This window comes from Leucobacter sp. Ag1, from assembly GCF_000980875.1.
Lineage (GTDB): Bacteria > Actinomycetota > Actinomycetes > Actinomycetales > Microbacteriaceae > Leucobacter > Leucobacter iarius.
Window position 1 is genome coordinate 1 of sequence record NZ_LAYO01000054.1, and the last position, 16479, is coordinate 16479.

Genomic DNA, 16479 nt, shown 5'->3' on the forward strand with positions numbered 1-16479 from the left:
CGGGGCCGGGCTCGCGCTGCGTGCGCTGCGCACCACGCGCGGGCGGCGCAGCCAGGTGGGGCTCGACCGCGCAGCGCGGCGCGGCAACGCGGCACGGATCGCGGTGCGGCGGTCCCACGCGGGGCGCATCCGGGGCCGAGCGGTCGTGCTCGTCGACGACGTCTGCACCAGCGGAGCCACGCTCTCGGCGGCCGCGGACGCGCTCGAACGGGCGGGCGCCCGAGCGGTTTCCGCGGTTTCGATCTGCGTTGTCGAAGAGAACGCTGAACCGGGTGGCAGCGGGGCCTGCGGAAGCGGTAGGGTGCGTGAAAGGCGTAACGGTGCGCCAGGCAGAAGGCCACCCGCCTGATCCCTTTACGGAGGTCACCATGGACGTGAACATCCACGGACGCAACGTCGGCATCACCGACCGGTTCGAATCCTATGTGGGCGCGAAGACGGAGAAGGTGGCCGGTCTGCTTCCGAAGGCGAGGTCCTTCGAAGTGCGGGTATCGCGGCTCAGCGACCGAAGTCCGCAGAACGGGGATCGCGTCGAGGTGACGATTCACGGTCCCGGCCCGATCATCCGGGCAGAGTCGGCCGCGGCCGACAAGTACTCCGCCTTCGACATCGCCTACGGACGGGTGCTCGAGCGCATCCGCCGCGTGAAGGACCGCCGCAAGGTCCACCGCGGCAGCGGTCGCGTCTCGCTCGGCGAAGCCGCCGCGAACGACTTCCAGTCGGTCGACCTCACCCCCGCACCGCTGGAGGTCATCGAGGCGGTGGCGACCGGATCGGTCCCCGTCGTCGCCGACGGCACCATCGGCGAAGAGGCGTACTCGCCCGTGGTCATCCGCTCCAAGGAGTTCCCGGCCGAGCACCTCAGCATCGAGGACGCCGTCGACCAGATGGAGCTCGTGGGCCACGACTTCTTCCTCTTCATCGAGCACGGCTCGCAGAAGCCGAGCGTGGTCTACCGGCGCAAGGGCTGGAACTACGGCGTGATCCACCTGGTGGACGAAGCGGACTGACGCGCGACGCGAACGGGGCGGGGCGGTCGACTCTCGGGTCGGCCGCCCCGCCCCGTCTTCACAGGAACCCGCAGGCGACCTCTCAGCGCCCTTGCTAAGCTGAGTGAGTTGTCACAATTCGGCAACGGAAGCGGCGCGGGCGACCGGGCCACACCCCCACAGGAGACAACACGTGGCGACTGTCCTTGACCGGATCCTTCGCGTAGGCGAAGGCCGCACCCTGAAGAAGCTCGAGCGCATCGCGAAGACGGTCGCCGGGCTCGAGGAGTCGTTCGCAGCGCTCACCGACGAGGAGCTGCGCGACGAGACCGAGGAGTTCCGCGCCCGGCTCGAGAAGGGCGAGACGCTCGACGACCTGCTGCCCGAGGCGTTCGCCGCGGTCCGCGAGGCCGCGAAGCGCACCATCGGCCTCAACCCGTTCCCCGTGCAGATCATGGGCGGCGCCAACCTCCACCTCGGCAACATCTCCGAGATGAAGACGGGCGAGGGCAAGACCCTCGTGGCGACCATGCCCGCGTACCTCAACGCCCTCGCCGGCAAGGGCGTGCACATCGTCACTGTCAACGACTACCTGGCGACCTACCAGAGCGACCTCATGGGTCGCGTCTTCCGCGCCCTCGGCATGACCACCGGCTGCATCGTCGCGGGCCAGGATCCGACCGAGCGCCGCAAGCAGTACGACGCCGACATCACCTACGGCACCAACAACGAGTTCGGCTTCGACTACCTGCGCGACAACATGGCCTCCACGGCCGAGGAGCGCGTGCAGCGCGGCCACTTCTTCGCGATCATCGACGAGGTCGACTCGATCCTCATCGACGAGGCCCGCACCCCGCTCATCATCTCCGGCCCCGCCTCGGGCGAGGCGAACCGCTGGTTCGCCGAGTTCGCGCGGCTCGCCAAGCGTCTGAAGCCCGAGACCGATTACGAGGTCGACGAGAAGAAGCGCACCGTCGGCGTGCTCGAGCCCGGCATCGAGAAGGTCGAGGACTACCTCGGCATCACCAACCTCTACGAGTCGGTCAACACCCCGCTCATCTCGTTCCTCAACAACGCGATCAAGGCCAACGCGCTCTTCACGCGTGACAAGGACTACGTCGTGCTGAACGGCGAGGTGCTCATCGTCGACGAGCACACCGGTCGCATCCTCGCCGGCCGTCGGTACAACGAGGGCATGCACCAGGCCATCGAGGCGAAGGAAGGAGTGCAGGTCAAGGCCGAGAACCAGATGCTCGCGACCGTCACCCTGCAGAACTACTTCCGCCTCTACGACAAGCTCTCGGGCATGACCGGTACCGCCGAGACCGAGGCGGGCGAGTTCTACTCGACCTACCAGCTCGGCGTGGTCCCCATCCCCACCAACAAGCCTCTGCTCCGCAAGGATCAGCCCGACCTCGTCTACAAGAACGAGGAGGCGAAGTTCGCCCAGGTCGTCGAAGACATCGCCGAGCGCCACGAGAAGGGCCAGCCCGTCCTCGTCGGCACCACCAGCGTCGAGAAGAGCGAGTACCTCTCGCGCCTGCTCGCGAAGGCCGGTGTCCGTCACGAGGTCCTGAACGCGAAGAACCACGGCCGGGAGGCCGCGATCATCGCGCAGGCCGGACGGCTCGGCGCCGTCACCGTCGCCACCAACATGGCCGGTCGAGGCACCGACATCATGCTCGGCGGCAACGCCGAGTTCCTCGCCGTGCAGGAGATGACCTCGCGCGGTCTCTCCACCGACGAAGACCCCGACGGCTACGAAGCAGCCTGGGGCGACGTGTTCGCCGCGGTCAAGGAGGCCGTCTCCGCCGAGGCTGCGAAGGTCACCGAAGCCGGCGGGCTCTACGTGCTCGGTACCGAGCGCCACGAATCGCGCCGCATCGATAACCAGCTGCGCGGCCGCTCCGGCCGACAGGGCGACCCCGGCGAGAGCCGCTTCTACCTGTCGCTCACCGACGACCTGATGCGCCTGTTCAACTCCGGCGCAGCAGCGGCGCTCATGAACCGCTCCAGCTTCCCCGACGACCTCGCGATCGAATCGAAGGTCGTCACCCGCGCCATCCAGAGCGCGCAGAGCCAGGTCGAGCAGCGCAACTCCGAGATCCGCAAGAACGTCCTCAAGTACGACGACGTCCTCGACCGCCAGCGCAAGGCGATCTACACGGACCGAGCTCAGATCCTCGACGGCGAAGACATCGAGAACCGCATCGACGTGTTCCGCGAGCAGGTCGTCGACGCGATCCTCGACTCGCACGGCACCGGCGACGACTGGAACCTCGACGCGCTCTGGGGCGACCTCAAGCAGATCTACCCCATCGGCATCACCGTCGACGAGGTGCAGGCCGAGACCGGCGGACGCCGCGTCGACCGCACCTTCCTGCGCCGCGAGATCCTCTCCGACGCCGAGGTCGCCTACGAGAAGCGCGAAGAGACCCTCGGCGAGGAAGCGATGCGCGAGCTCGAGCGCCGCGTCGTGCTCTCGACCGTCGACCGCCGCTGGCGCGACCACCTCTACGAGATGGAATACCTCAAGGAGGGCATCGGCCTCCGCGCCATGGCGCAGCGCGACCCGCTCGTCGAATACCAGCGCGAGGGCTACACCCTCTTCCAGAGCACCATGGGGCAGATCAAGGAAGAGTCCCTCGGACTCCTCTACAACCTCGAAGTGCAGGTCCGCCCGGCCGAAGGCCCCCAGGACCACGTCCACCTCGAAGGCGGCGGACTCGAGACGCCCCAGACGACCGACGAGTCGCAGCTCAGCTACTCCGCGCCCAGCGAGAGCGGCGAGACCGAGGTGCACGGCGCCGGCGCCGACGAGCCGGAAGCCCCGCAGCAGCGCGGCGCATTCGGCCAGCCGGTCAACAGCTCGGCGCCCGTGAACCGCGCCCAGCGCCGCGCGAAGAAGAAGTAGACACGAGATCCATGATCGGCGACCATCCCGGAACGCCGGCTGAAACCTGGAGACGGTAATGGCAGACGACGCACGATCGCGCCCGACCAAGAACGAACGCCGACAGGCGGCCCGCGAACAGGCCCGCCAGGCCCGCGAAGCGGAGAAGAAGCGCGAGAAGCGCAACCGGCTCTTCCTGCAGGGCGGCATCGTCGTCGGCGTCGTCGCGATCCTCGCGATCATCGGCCTCGTCATCACGACCGCGAACGCGCCCGCCGGCCCCGGCCCGAAGAACATGGCCTCCGGCGGCGTCACCTTCATCAAGGACCTCAAGGTGAAGGAGACCCCCGCACTCGCGGCCGGCGCCGAGCGCAAGGCGCCCGAGGTCGACTGGAGCAAGTCGCCCGTCGACGTCACCGTCTACGCCGACTACATGTGCCCCGCCTGCGGCGCGTTCGAGCAGACCTACGGGACCATGCTCGAGAACTACGTCGGCTCCGGTGACATCACCCTGCGCATCTACCCGCTGAACTTCCTCGACAACGCGTCGCAGGGCACCAAGTACTCCACCCGCGCGGCGAACATGTTCAGCTGCGTCGTGCAGGAGCAGCCCGACGTCGCGTTCAAGCTGCACAACCTGCTCCTCAGCAAGGAAGAGCAGCCGCAGGAGGGCACCCCGGGCCTCACCGACGACCAGCTCCTCGACGTCGCCAAGAAGGCCGGCGTGAAGGTCGACGACACTCTGAAGAGCTGCGTCCAGGACGGCACCTTCAAGAAGTTCATCGACCAGAACACCAAGCAGGTGCTCGAGAACCAGATCCTCGGCCTCGCCAAGGGTGCCCAGCTCGTCGCCAACCCGCAGACCGGCGAGCTGCAGAAGGCCGGCGACCCGCAGCGCCTCAAGAGCACGCCGACCGTCATCATCAACGGCAAGCAGTGGGTGCCGCAGCGCGACGGCGAACTCGAGCCGTACATCCTCAAGCTGAAGGCCGAGCTCGACGCCAACGCGGCGGACAGCGCCAAGAAGCAGTAGCCGTTAGGCTCGGAGGGGCACCCGCACGGGTGTCCCTCCACCGGCCCATACGGGCCGAATGCCGCCTTAGCTCATCTGGTAGAGCAGCGCCCTTGTAAAGCGCAGGTGGTCGGTTCGAGTCCGACAGGCGGCTCCATTCGTTACTCTCCCGGGCGCCACGTGCGATGTGCTGCGAGTGGCGGCAAAACGCTCGAATCGCTCGCTGTTCCAGTGGTTTGCCGCCACTCGATGGAGATCCTGTGCGTGTACGCGCTCGCCCGCGCGCTTGCACCAGGCGCCCGGCTCGGCGAGGGCTAGAGTGGGCGGGTGACGCAGACGAACTCGCGATTCCCCGTGTGGGCGGCCCTCCTCGGCTCCGGCCTCGCCGGCATGCTCGTGGCCGTGCAGTCGCGCGTCAACGGCGGCCTCAGCCGCGAGATCGACAACGGCTTCCTCGCCGCGCTCGTCTCCTTCGGTTCCGGCCTCGTCATCATCGGCCTGATACTGCTCTGCACGCCGTCCGCTCGTCGAGGTCTCTCGCAGGTCGCCCGCACGGTTCGCGCGGGGGAGCTGCCCGTGTGGGGCCTGCTCGGCGGCACCTGCGGCGGCTTCTTCGTCCTCAGTCAGGGCCTCGTCGCGCCCGCGCTCGGCCTCGCGCTCTTCACGGTCGGCATCGTCGCCGGCCAAGTCAGCGGCGGGCTCGTGATGGACCGGATCGGGCTCGGCCCCGGCGGACGCGTCGATCCGACCCCGGCGCGCGTCATCGGCACCGTGCTCGCCGTCGTGGCGGTCGCGTTCACCGTGTGGGCCGACCTCCGGCCCGGATCCCCGGTCTGGCTCGTGCTCGTCCCGATCGTCGCGGGTCTCGGCATGGCCTGGCAGTCGGCCGTCAACGGGCTCGTGCGGTCCGCCGCGCACAGCGCCATCACGGCGACCTTCATCAACTTCGTCACGGGCACCGCCATGCTCGGCATCGCGGCTGCGATCTCGCTCGCGGTGCGCGGTTGGCCGACGCACTGGCCGAGCGAGCCGTGGTTCTACATCGGCGGCCTCATCGGCACGCTGTTCATCGCGGTCGCCGCGGTGCTCGTGCGCACTGCGGGCGTGCTGCTGCTCAGCATGTCGAACGTCGCCGGGCAACTGATCGCGTCGGTGGCGCTCGAAGCCGGGCTGCCGCTCGCGAACGGCGTCACTCCCGGCCTGATCGCGGGCGCCGCGGTATCGCTGATCGCCGTCGCGATCGCGGCGGGCGGCGGCGTCGGGCGCGCGAAGCGGACCGGACGCTAGGCCTGCGGCTCGGCCCCGGCCTCGAAGTCGAGGGCGAGGCTGTTCATGCAGTAGCGGTCGCCGGTCGGCGTGCCGAAGCCGTCGGGGAACACGTGGCCGAGGTGCGATCCGCAGGCGGCGCAGCGCACCTCGGTGCGGACCATGCCGAGGCTGTGGTCCTCGAGCAGCTCGACGGCCTCGGGGCGGACGCTCTCGTAGAAGCTCGGCCAGCCGCACCCGGAATCGAATTTGGTTCCCGCGACGAACAGCTCGTTGCCGCAGGCGCGGCAGCGGTAGAGCCCGTCGCGGTGCTCGTCGAGCAGCTCGCCGGTCCCGGCGCGCTCGGTCGCGGCCTGACGGAGGATCGCGTACTCCTCGGGGGAGAGCTGCTCGCGCCACTCGGCGTCGCTGCGCTGCACCCGGTAGTCGCCTGAGGTCTCGGACTCGCCCATTCTCGCTCTCCCGTTCGCTGGTGAGTCCCCATTCTACGGTTCGGATCCGAGGGGGAGGAGGGTGCGGAGAGGCGCTGCGAGCGAACACGCCGAAGCCTGGGAAATGCCCCGGGCTTGCAACATCTGATGTTATTCATCAGACTAGAGGGGTAGTTAGGTGAGGGTAACCTCACTTCGATCCGATGTTGGATCCGCGTGGCGCTCGTCGCCCGGTTCCGCCGGGCGTGATCTCAGGGGATTTCGAGCGCCATGCGTCCATCCCCGACCGAAGGACACAGTCATGTCTGCCTCCACCCCCGTCCCGGTTCGCCACCGGTTGCGCAGCGTCGTCTCCGCGACGATCGCCGGCGCGCTGATCGCGAGCGGTGCGCTGCTCGGATCCACGGCGGCATACGCCGAGACCGGGGAGGCGCCGGCTCCGGCGACTCCCGCGGCGGAGCAGCCCGCGGAGCAGACGCCCGCTACCGAGCCCGCGGCGGAGCCGACCGTCCCCGCGGAATCGCCGGCCACGACGCCCGCGGCTCCCTCGGCGCCGAAGACCGAGGCGAAGGCTGCGCCGCAGCAGGCGCCCCAGCAGATGCAGGCAGCCGCGGCTGAGCCCACTGCTCCCGGCTCGATCGCCGCCAGCGTGACCGGGACCAGCGTGGCGGACGGGCTCCGGCTCGCAGTGACCGGCACCGCTCTGCCCGACGGACAGGTCTACGCGGGACTCATCGAGCGCGGTCACGAGGCCGATGTCTCGGCCGGCGGCGGCTACGCCGCCTTCGCGCAGCCGTTCCCGACGGTCGCGAGCGGTGAGACCAGCTTCGCCCTGACGGCGCCGGTCGCGAACCTCGACCGTTCGAAGCAGTACGAGGTGCTCGTCTGGAAGCTGCACTCGCAGCCCGACGCCAGCACGATCCTCGCCCGCGCGAACGTCGACCTGACTCCGGCGCAGTGGAACGATCTGATCCCCGCCACTCCGCAGGTGATCGTGTCGCAGACGACCGGCCTGGATCCCGGACAGACCACCGAGGTGACCGTGCGCGGCACCGGTTTCTTCCCGCACGCTCCCGAGACCAGCGGTACGCGTCCGCCGCTCGCCGGCAAGTTCACCGGTGTGTACGTCGCCTTCGGTTCGTACGCGCAGGCGTGGCAGCCGTCCACCGGCGCTGCGGCGGCGACCCGGTCGAACGTCGACCAGAAGTGGGCCGTGCCCGCAGAGAGAATGGCGACCATCGGCGGTGCTGCTGCTGGTGCGATCGAGCTGAAGTCCGATGGCACGTTCGAGACCGTGCTGAAGGTCTCGAAGAACGACGCCAAGGCGATCGCCGACGGCTCGTGGGGCGTCGTCACGTACCCGGGCGGCGGGGCGAAGTACGCGCCGTTCGAAACGCTGACCCCGGTGGCCTTCGCGGCGCCGACGCCCAAGGTCACCGTGTCGCAGACGACCGGCCTGGATCCCGAGCAGACCACCGAGGTGACCGTGCGCGGCACCGGCTTCACGCCGCGCGAGCCCGACACCACCGGCAAGCGTCCGCCCCTCGCCGGCAAGTTCTCGGGGACCTACGTCGTGTTCGGCTCCTTCGCCGAGAAGTGGCAGCCGTCCGCCGGCGCCGCGGCGGCGACCCGCAAGTCGCTCGACCAGAAGTGGGCCGTGCCCGCCGAGAGCATGGGCACCATCGGCGGTGCCGCGGCGGGTGCGATCGAGCTGAAGGCCGACGGCACGTTCGAGACGACGCTGAAGGTGTCGAAGGACGACGCCAAGGCCATCGAGGGCGGCTCCTATGGCGTCGCGACCTACTCGGGCAGCGGCGCGACCGCGGCCGCGTTCGAGACGTTCACCCCCGTGGCGTTCGCCGCCCCGAAGACGACCGTCGCGTCGACCGTGAAGGACGCCTCCGAGACCGGCCTCACCGTCGACGTCGCGATCGGCCGCATCGCGCTGCAAAGCGCCGACGCCGGCGTGTACGCCGCCCTGATCGAGCGCGGCACCGAGGGGTCCCTCTCGAGCGACAACATGGGTGCCGCCGTCGCCTACGTGACCAGGGCCAAGATCGTCGACGGCGCGGCCACGGCCACCCTCGTGGCCCCCGCCGCGAAGCTGGATCGCAGCAAGCAGTACGAGGTGCTGGTCTGGCGCGCCCACGGCAACGCCACCCCGGACCGGATCCTCGGTCGCGGCGACGTGACCGTGAGCGACGCGCAGTGGAACGCGGTGTTCCCGGTCGAGGCTTCGGGCACCGCGAAGGTCTCCTCCGCAACCGTCGACGGGCTCGGCATCGATGTTGCGCTGGCGCACCTCGACCCGACGGAGCTGCCGAACGGCGTCTACGCCGGACTGATCGAGCGCGGCACCGCGGACTCCGCCACCATGGCGACCGTCGCGGGCGCGAAGTGGATCCGTTCGATCCCGGCCTCGGGCGAAGCCACGCAGGCGCTCGCGATCGACGCGGCGAAGCTGGATCGCGCCAAGCAGTACGACGTGCTCGTCTGGAAGGGGCACACGAATCCCTCTCCCGAGACCAACGTCCTGGTGATCCCCGTCGCCGTCTCGGCGGACCAGTGGAACGCGGTGTTCCCGCCGAAGGCCCCGAAGCTCACGGTGACCCCCTCGACCGGTCTGCGCGACGGCGACACCGTGACCGTGACCGGCGAGGGCTACGACCCGCAGAAGCCGATCTACGTCACGCTCTGCACCGACATCCCGCTCGAGCAGGTGACCTTCGACTTCATCAACGCCGGGTGCACGAAGGGCGCGAAGGCCGTCGGCGGCAAGTACGGTACCCCGTTCGGCGCCGACGGGTCCTTCACGGTGCAGATGCAGGTCTCGCCCAAGGAGGGCTCGACCGCGGTCTACACGATCGCCGACCACAACGCCCGTGCCGACCGCTCGCAGGACGCCAAGGCGACGCTCCAGTTCACCTCCGATCCGGTCGCGCCGACGGCGGGTGCGAAGGCGTCGAACGCCGGCAAGGACGGCCTCACGGTCGACTTCGCAGGAACCGGGCTCACCGCCGACGTCGCGCCGCAGGGCGTCTACATCGCCGTCGTCGAGACGGGCACCGCCCCCGGAACCAACTCCGACACCACCGCGGCATACGCCTACGTCCCGGCGCAGCAGATCGTCGAGGGCGCACTGGCCAAGCAGCTGGTCGTGCCGCCGTCGCGCCTCGACCGCGCCAAGGGCTACGAAGCCGTCGTCTGGAAGGCCCACGGCGAGGCGACTCCCGAGTCGACCTTCGCGCGTCAGGCGCTCACAGTGACCGACGCGCAGTGGAACGCGATCTTCCCGGATCCGATCGCAGCGAAGGTGACCCCGACCGTCACCGCCGCGACGGCGAAGGGTCTGACGATCGACGCCGCCGCGACCGGGCTGAGCCTGCAGGCGGGCGATGCCGGTGCATACTTCGCGCTCATCGAGCGCGGTACCGCGGGCGATCTCACCAGCGACAACATGGGCGTGGCCGCGAGCTTCGTGCCCGCACAGCTCATCGTGAACGGTGCCGCGAAGGCGACGCTCGAGGCCGAGACGGCCAAGCTGGACCGGACGAAGCAGTACGAGGTGCTCGTCTGGCGTGCGCACGGCAACCCGACCGCCGACCGCATCCTGGGCAGTGGCGATGTCACCGTGACCGACGCGCAGTGGGACGCGGTCTTCCCCGCGGATCCCGCACCCAAGGCCTCTGCGAAGGTCGCGAAGGCCGACGCCGCGGGGCTCGAGGTCGCGTTCACCGGATCCGGTTTCACGGCGAAGCAGGCTCCCGTCGGCGTGTACGTCGCGGTCGTCGAGGCCGGTACCGAACCGAAGCAGGGCGAGAAGAGCACGCTCGTGAGCGCGTACGTGACCCCTCAGAACCTGATCGGTGGAGCGCTGGCGAAGGCCGTCTCTCTGACCAAGGCCCAGCTCGACCGCTCGAAGAGCTACGAAGCCGTCGTCTGGCGGGCGCACGGCCCGGCGACGCCGAGCAGCACCTTCCTCCGGGAGAAGCTCGCGGTGTCCGAGGACCAGTGGAACGCCGTGTTCCCCACCCAGGCGGCCACCGGCAGCCTCGAGTGGGGCGTGCGCGAGACGTTCCGCGCCTATGTCACCGGTCCGATCGCCAAGGGCAGGATCGACGTGCAGAAGCCGGCGACCCAGTCCGGTGGCGCCTACAGGTTCCCGCAGATCGTCGGAGGCACCTGGGACGCCCAGAAGCGCACCGGCACGATCCCGTTCTCGGGCAACGTGAACTTCTCGGGCCATGGCGGTCAGCTCAACCTGAACCTCGCGAACCCGGTCATCGAGGTGCGCGACGCCAAGACCGCACTGCTGCAGGTGAAGCAGAACGGCAAAACCCTCACCATCGCGACGATCGACCTCGCCTCGGCGAAGCAGTCGAACCTTGCGGGCGGTGCGGTGAAGTTCGCGGGCGCGACGGTGAAGCTCACCGCAGACGGCGCGAACGTCTTCTTCCAGGAGTACCTCCAGCAGGACTCGAAGATGGATCCGCTCACCTTCACCGCGGGTGCGGCGTCGGGCGAGAAGCCCGTCACCCCGCCGGTCGTGAAGCCCGTGCCCAAGCCGAAGCCCAAGCCGCAGCCGAAGCCGGCCCCGACGGGCGGCAGCGCGCAGCTCGCGGGCTCGCTGACCTGGGGCGTCTCGACCCCGTTCGCGAACTACGTGACCGGACCGATCGCGAAGGGCGGCATCAGCACTTCGGGCGTCGGCGGCGGTCGCGGCGGCTACGTGTTCCCGCAGGTCACCGGGGGATCCTGGAACCCCAAGACCCAGACCGGCACCGTGCAGTACTCGGGCGTGATCAACTACACCGGCCACAAGGGCGCGCTGAGCGAGAGCATCGCGAACCCGACCATCCGCGTCACGAGCGCCACCAGCGGCGAGGTGCTCGTCGGCGGCCGCGTGTTCGGCACGCTGAACCTCGCGGCGGCGCAGAAGAGCGTCGGCAAGAACGGCGAGGTCACCTGGTCGGGCGTGCCCGTCTCGGGCGGCTTCAGCTACGGCAGCTACACGCTGGGCGCCGACCCGCTGACCTTCACCGTCGGCGCGGCGAACGGTGCGCGCTTCGGCAGCACCTCCGTCTCGGGCGAGACCCCCAAGCGCACCGCGAAGGACTCGGCGCCGACGAAGAGCGGCATCACGATCCTCACGCCGGCCGACAAGCTCGTGCCCGGCGGCGAGATCGAGTTCGAGGCGACCGGCTTCACGCCGGGCGAGCGCGGCATCCTCGTGGTGATGTACTCGAAGCCCGTCGTGCTCGACGAGAACGCCGGCGCGAACGCGCAGGGCACGGTGCGCTGGATCGGCAAGCTGCCGAAGGACCTCACCGGAACCCACACGATCACGCTGCAGGGCAGCGTGGATCGCGGCGCGGTCGTGAAGCTCGGGCAGACGAAGGCCCTCCAGATCGCCGACGCGCAGGTGCTCGACGCCCCGGCCCCGGCCCTCGAGAAGCACCAGGCACCCGCCGTGGTCTCGAGCGAGACCCCCGTCTGGCTCTGGTGGACCGGCGCGATCGCGCTGCTGGTGATCGCCGCGGCCCTCGTCGGACTCGTCATCGCGCAGCGTCGCGGTAACGTGGCCCGGTAACCGGCACCCGCAGCCGCCCCGTTCGAACTCCCCGAAAGCAGGATCCCGTGACCCAGTCCACTCGTCGTCCCCTCGGCCTGCGAGCCGTCCTCGGCGGAACCGTGCTCGCGGTCGGCGCGATGCTCGCGGTCGCGCCCGCCGTCGCGCAGCCCGCGCGGGCCGACGATGGCGGCCTGACGGCGTGCGCCGTGCAGTCGGCCGAGTTCGGCTGGGGTGTCAAGGAGAGCTTCCGCTCGTACATCAGCGGCAGCATCGCGAACGGCAAGTGGGAGACGAGCGACGGCGCGAGCTACACGACGCCGCAGTTCCACTGGAAGAACGGCACCGGATCCGTGGGCACCGACCTCGCGTCCGGCACGGTGAGCTTCACCGGAGCCGTGCACTTCACCGGGCACGACGGCGCGCTGCAGTTCGACCTCGCGAACCCCGCGATCGAGTTCTCCGACGGCAGCGCCACCCTGCTGCTGAACATCGGCGCGACCGACACGGCGCAGAGCGGCGCGCCGAAGAGCGCGCAGGTGCGGGCCGGCAAGATCGACACCGCTTCGCTGCAGGCCGACGGCAGCTCCTTCTCGCTGAAGGACGCCAAGGTACGGCTGACCTCCGAGGGCGCGACCGCGTTCAACGGGCAGTACGGCGACTACGTCGCGGGCGACGAGCTCGACCCGATCACCGTCACCGGAGCGGTCGAGCCCGGCTGCACGCTCTCGGTCGGCGCGACGACGCCGAGTGCGACGCCGACGCCGAGCGCCACCGCGCAGCCGTCGACCAAGCCGGCGCCCGTGATGCAGGCCGAGGCGCAGATCCCCTGGGTGCCCATCGCCGTCGGCGGTGCCGCGCTCGTCGTGATCGGCGTCACCGTCGGCATGCTCGTCGCCGGCCGCGGCAAGAAGGCGGCACCCGCAGCGGAGCCCGCGACGGACGAGACGCCCGCGGACCCGCAGGGCTGAACCGCGCGCACGCGCGATCGAGGGGTCGGGTTCCACCGCAGCTGGAGCTGCTCCGTGGGACCCGGCCCCTCTTCGCGTGTGCCGGTCTAGGCGCCGGCGATCCAGCTGCGCGCGACCGCGAGGTCGGCGTCGAGCAGCACCGCGTCCGCGGCGTAGCCGGGATCCAGCCGGCCGAGCTCGGCGCCGAGTCCGAGCGCCGCGGCGGGTACGCGCGTGAGCGCCGAGACGGCGGTCTCGAGCGGCAGCCCGCAGGCCCCGACGGCCTGGCGCAGCGCGGCGTCGAGCGTCAGCGTGGATCCCGCGATCGTGCCGCTCTCGGTCAGGCGCGCGACGCCGTCGATCACCTCGACGGCGAGCGAGCCGAGCAGGTAGGCGCCGTCCGGTGCGCCCGCCGCGGCCATCGCGTCGGTGATCAGTGCCACCCGCCCGGGGGCTCCGTGGAACGCGAGCGCGACGACATCGGGGTGCACATGCACGCCGTCGTTGATCACCTCCAGGGTGACGTGGGGCGAGCGCATCGCGGCCGTGACCGGGCCGGGTGCCCGGTGGTGGATCCCGCGCATGCCGTTGAAGGCATGCGTCAGGATCGAGGCTCCTCGGTCGAAGGCGCGCAGCGCCGTGTCGAAGTCCGCCGAGGTGTGTCCGACGGCCGCTCGGACGCCCGCGGCGACGAGCGCGTCGATCGCCTCGCCGGCGCCCTCGTGCTCGGGCGCGATGGTCACCTGGCGCAGCATGCCGTCGCCCGCTTCGAGCAGGGCGTCGATCGCCGCGGCGTCGGCCGAGCGGAGCAGCGCCGGGTCGTGGGCCCCGCGGAAGTCGTGGTCGAGGAACGGGCCCTCGAGGTGCGCGCCGAGGATCATGGGCTCGTCAGCGGCGGCGATCCGGATCGCCCGGAGGCGCTCGGCGAGCGCGTCGACGGGAGCGGTGACGAGCGACAGCACGGCGCGGGTGGTGCCGTGAGCGCGGTGCACGGCGAGCGCCTCCGCGATGGCCGAGGGGTCGTCGGCGGCCTCGTCGAACGCGCGCGTACCGGCGCCGTGGCCGTGCAGATCGATGAACCCGGGGGTCAGGATCCGTCCGCCCGCGTCGACGACCTCGTCGGTCGCGCAAGCCTGGTCCCGCCAGCTCCCGCCGGTGCCGCGCGCGGCGATCCGGCCGCTGTCGAAGCGGATCCAGGAATCGGGGGTCCGGACCCCGTCGACGAGTTCCGCGGAGTGGATGACGGTGCTGCCCATGCCTGCCAGCCTAGGCCGCGCGGACGTCGGCGCCCGCGACGATCACCGTGTAGCCGCTCTCGCGCAGGGCGTCGAGCTGCTCGGGATCCGCGTCGGCATCGGTGATGACGGTGTCGAACACCTCGGGGCCGCCCATGCTCGCGAACGCGGTGCGACCGAGCTTGCTCGAGTCGAGCACGAGCACGGCGCGCTCGGCGCGCTGCGCCATGAGCCGGTTGACCACGGCCTCGCGCTCGTCGTGGGTGGCCGCGCCGCTGCGGACGTCGAGAGCGTTGGCGCCGACGAACGCGATGCTGAGGGCCACCGAGGCGATGACGTCCTCGGCGAAGCTGCCGACGAGCTCGTAGCTGCGCGGGTGCAGGACGCCGCCGGTGACGACCAGCTTGACCTGCGGGCGCGTGGCGAGCTCCGTGGCGATGTTCACGGCGTTCGTCACGACCGTGAGGTTCGGCGTGTGGGACTTCACCATGATGTCGGCGCGCGTGGAGAGCTCCTCGACGATCCGCGTGGTGGTGGTGCCGCCCGAGAACCCGACGACGTCGCCGACGCCGACGAGCGCGCTCGCGGCCTCCGCGATCAGCTGCTTGGCGTCGACGCGCTGCAGCCGCTTGTAGCGCAGCGGCAGGTCGTAGGCGACCGAGAGCGCCTGCGCTCCGCCGTGGGTGCGGGTGAGCAGGCCCTGGGACGCGAGGGTGTCGAGGTCGCGGCGCACCGTCGCGGGCGACGCGTCGAGCTCGTCGACGAGGTCGTCGACGCGCAGCTCTCCCTGCTCGGCGAGACCGGCGAGGATCGACTGGAACCGGTCGGAGCGCTTCATGCTGCCATTCTCCCGGATCAGGCGTCGCGGAGCGCGAAGAGCCGCAGCAGGCGAGCCGCCTCGGGCACGATCGCGGCGCGACCGGCGCGCACGTACTTGCGGGAGTCGACCGCGTCGGGCTGTGCGGCGAGCGCCTCGCGGACGGCCCGGGTGAAGAAGCCGTTCAGGTGCGTGGACACGTTGATCTTGGTCATGCCCGCGCGCACGGCTGCGTCGAGCGACTCGTCGGGCACGCCCGAGGACCCGTGCAGCACGAGCGGCACGTCGAGCGTCGTGCGCAGTGCGGCGATGCGCGCGAGGTCGAGTGCGGCGGTGCGCTGCTGCATGGCGTGGGAGGAGCCGACGGCGACCGCGAGCGCGTCCACGCCCGTGTCGCGCACGAAGGCGAGCGCCTCGGCGGGATCGGTGCGCACTCCCGGCGCGTGCGCGCCGTCCTTGCCGCCGACCTCGCCCAGCTCTCCCTCGACGTATACGCCGGCGGCGTGCGCGCGCTCCGCGACCTGCGCGGTGAGGCGCACGTTCTCGTCGTAGGGGAGGGCCCCGCCGTCGAACATGACCGAGCCGAAACCGAGCTCGATCGCCTCGTCGACGAGATCCGGTCGCTCGGCGTGGTCGAGGTGCACCGCGACGGGGGTCGCGGCGGCGCGGGCGAGCGCGAGGGTCGCGAGCCCGATGGGGGCGAGGCCGCCGTGGTAGTCGGCGCAGTTCTGCGAGATCTGGAGGATCACGGGGAGTCCGGCCGACTCGGACGCCGCGATGAGCGCCTCGGCGGTCTCGAGGTGGACGACGTTGAAGGCGCCGATGCCGGTGCCGGCGGTGCGGGCGTCGGCGATGAGCCGGGCTGCGGGTGCGAGGGTCATGCGCGGTCCGTTCGGGGGAGGGGGACGGGGGAGAGGTCGAGGCGCTCGGCGAGTTCGGCGTGCGCGGGGTCGATCTCGCCCGCGAGCGGGGCGAGCACCGCGGCGGCCGACCACGCGGTCGCGCGCCGCAGCAGGCGTTCTGCGACGTCGCGGATCGGGACGCCCGCGGCGAGCACCGAGGCGGCGCCGGCGACCGCGGCGTCGCCGGCGCCGGTGGGATTGCCGGCCAGCGGTTCGGCGAGGCGGGCGCGCAGCGCAACCGCGGGAGCGCCGTCGTCGGCGATCGGGCCGGCGATCAGCAGCATGCCCTCCGCCCCGAGCGAGCAGAGCACGCCGCCCGCACCGAGTCCGATGAGGGCGAGGGCTCCGGCGATCGGGTCCGCGAGACCCGTGGCGTCCGCGAGCTCCTCGCGGTTCGGTTTGACGAGGTCCGCGC

12 protein-coding genes and 1 tRNA gene are annotated in these 16479 nt (G+C 70.8%); 8 read left to right on the top strand and 5 right to left on the bottom strand.

The window, feature by feature from the left end; genetic code table 11:
• The first annotated feature begins 103 nt into the window (after window positions 1–103).
• The 6 genes from XM48_RS18660 (at window position 104) to XM48_RS01255 (ending at window position 6181) form a co-directional block, all read left to right on the top strand.
• A complete protein-coding gene (locus XM48_RS18660) occupies window positions 104–349 on the top strand; it encodes a phosphoribosyltransferase (protein ID WP_255350816.1) in 246 nt (81 codons plus the stop codon).
• A 19-nt stretch (window positions 350–368) separates the two neighbouring features.
• Window positions 369–1010, top strand: coding sequence for a ribosome hibernation-promoting factor, HPF/YfiA family (gene hpf / locus XM48_RS01235; RefSeq protein ID WP_046453959.1), 642 nt, complete (start codon window positions 369–371; stop codon window positions 1008–1010).
• A gap of 172 nt (window positions 1011–1182) precedes the next feature.
• The gene (secA, locus tag XM48_RS01240) at window positions 1183–3903 is read left to right on the top strand and encodes a preprotein translocase subunit SecA (RefSeq protein ID WP_046453960.1); all 2721 of its coding nucleotides are present in this window, start codon (window positions 1183–1185) and stop codon (window positions 3901–3903) included.
• A gap of 58 nt (window positions 3904–3961) precedes the next feature.
• The gene (locus tag XM48_RS01245) at window positions 3962–4915 is read left to right on the top strand and encodes a thioredoxin domain-containing protein (protein ID WP_046453961.1); all 954 of its coding nucleotides are present in this window, start codon (window positions 3962–3964) and stop codon (window positions 4913–4915) included.
• Between the two features lie 60 nt (window positions 4916–4975).
• A tRNA-Thr gene (locus tag XM48_RS01250) sits at window positions 4976–5051 on the top strand.
• A 170-nt stretch (window positions 5052–5221) separates the two neighbouring features.
• On the top strand, window positions 5222–6181 hold the full coding sequence (locus XM48_RS01255) for a DMT family transporter (protein ID WP_231580757.1): 960 nt from the start codon (window positions 5222–5224) through the stop codon (window positions 6179–6181).
• Here the strand turns inward: XM48_RS01255 and msrB are convergent.
• Window positions 6178–6612 carry a peptide-methionine (R)-S-oxide reductase MsrB gene (gene msrB / locus XM48_RS01260; RefSeq protein WP_046453962.1) on the bottom strand — a complete coding sequence of 145 codons (435 nt, stop codon included), beginning with the start codon at window positions 6610–6612 and terminating at the stop codon, window positions 6178–6180. The genes XM48_RS01255 and msrB overlap by 4 nt on opposite strands.
• A gap of 280 nt (window positions 6613–6892) precedes the next feature.
• Between msrB and XM48_RS01265 the strand changes: the two genes are divergently transcribed.
• Window positions 6893–12181 (top strand): HtaA domain-containing protein, encoded by a 5289-nt coding sequence (locus XM48_RS01265; protein WP_046453963.1) that lies wholly within the window; start codon window positions 6893–6895, stop codon window positions 12179–12181.
• Between the two features lie 47 nt (window positions 12182–12228).
• On the top strand, window positions 12229–13131 hold the full coding sequence (locus tag XM48_RS01270) for an HtaA domain-containing protein (protein WP_046453964.1): 903 nt from the start codon (window positions 12229–12231) through the stop codon (window positions 13129–13131).
• Between the two features lie 86 nt (window positions 13132–13217).
• On the opposite strand, the gene XM48_RS01275 is transcribed toward XM48_RS01270, so the two are convergent.
• The 4 genes from XM48_RS01275 to XM48_RS01290 all read right to left on the bottom strand — a co-directional run.
• Window positions 13218–14366: an N-acetylglucosamine-6-phosphate deacetylase gene (locus XM48_RS01275; protein ID WP_046453965.1), complete on the bottom strand. Its 1149-nt coding sequence runs from the start codon at window positions 14364–14366 to the stop codon at window positions 13218–13220.
• Between the two features lie 10 nt (window positions 14367–14376).
• Window positions 14377–15183, bottom strand: a complete 807-nt coding sequence (locus tag XM48_RS01280) for a DeoR/GlpR family DNA-binding transcription regulator (RefSeq protein ID WP_046453966.1) — start codon at window positions 15181–15183, stop codon at window positions 14377–14379.
• Between the two features lie 17 nt (window positions 15184–15200).
• Window positions 15201–16043, bottom strand: a complete 843-nt coding sequence (locus XM48_RS01285; protein WP_046453967.1) for a class II fructose-bisphosphate aldolase — start codon at window positions 16041–16043, stop codon at window positions 15201–15203.
• Window positions 16040–16479: PfkB family carbohydrate kinase (locus XM48_RS01290; protein ID WP_046453968.1), on the bottom strand; the 440-nt coding region annotated here is incomplete at its 5' end. The genes XM48_RS01290 and XM48_RS01285, both read right to left, overlap by 4 nt.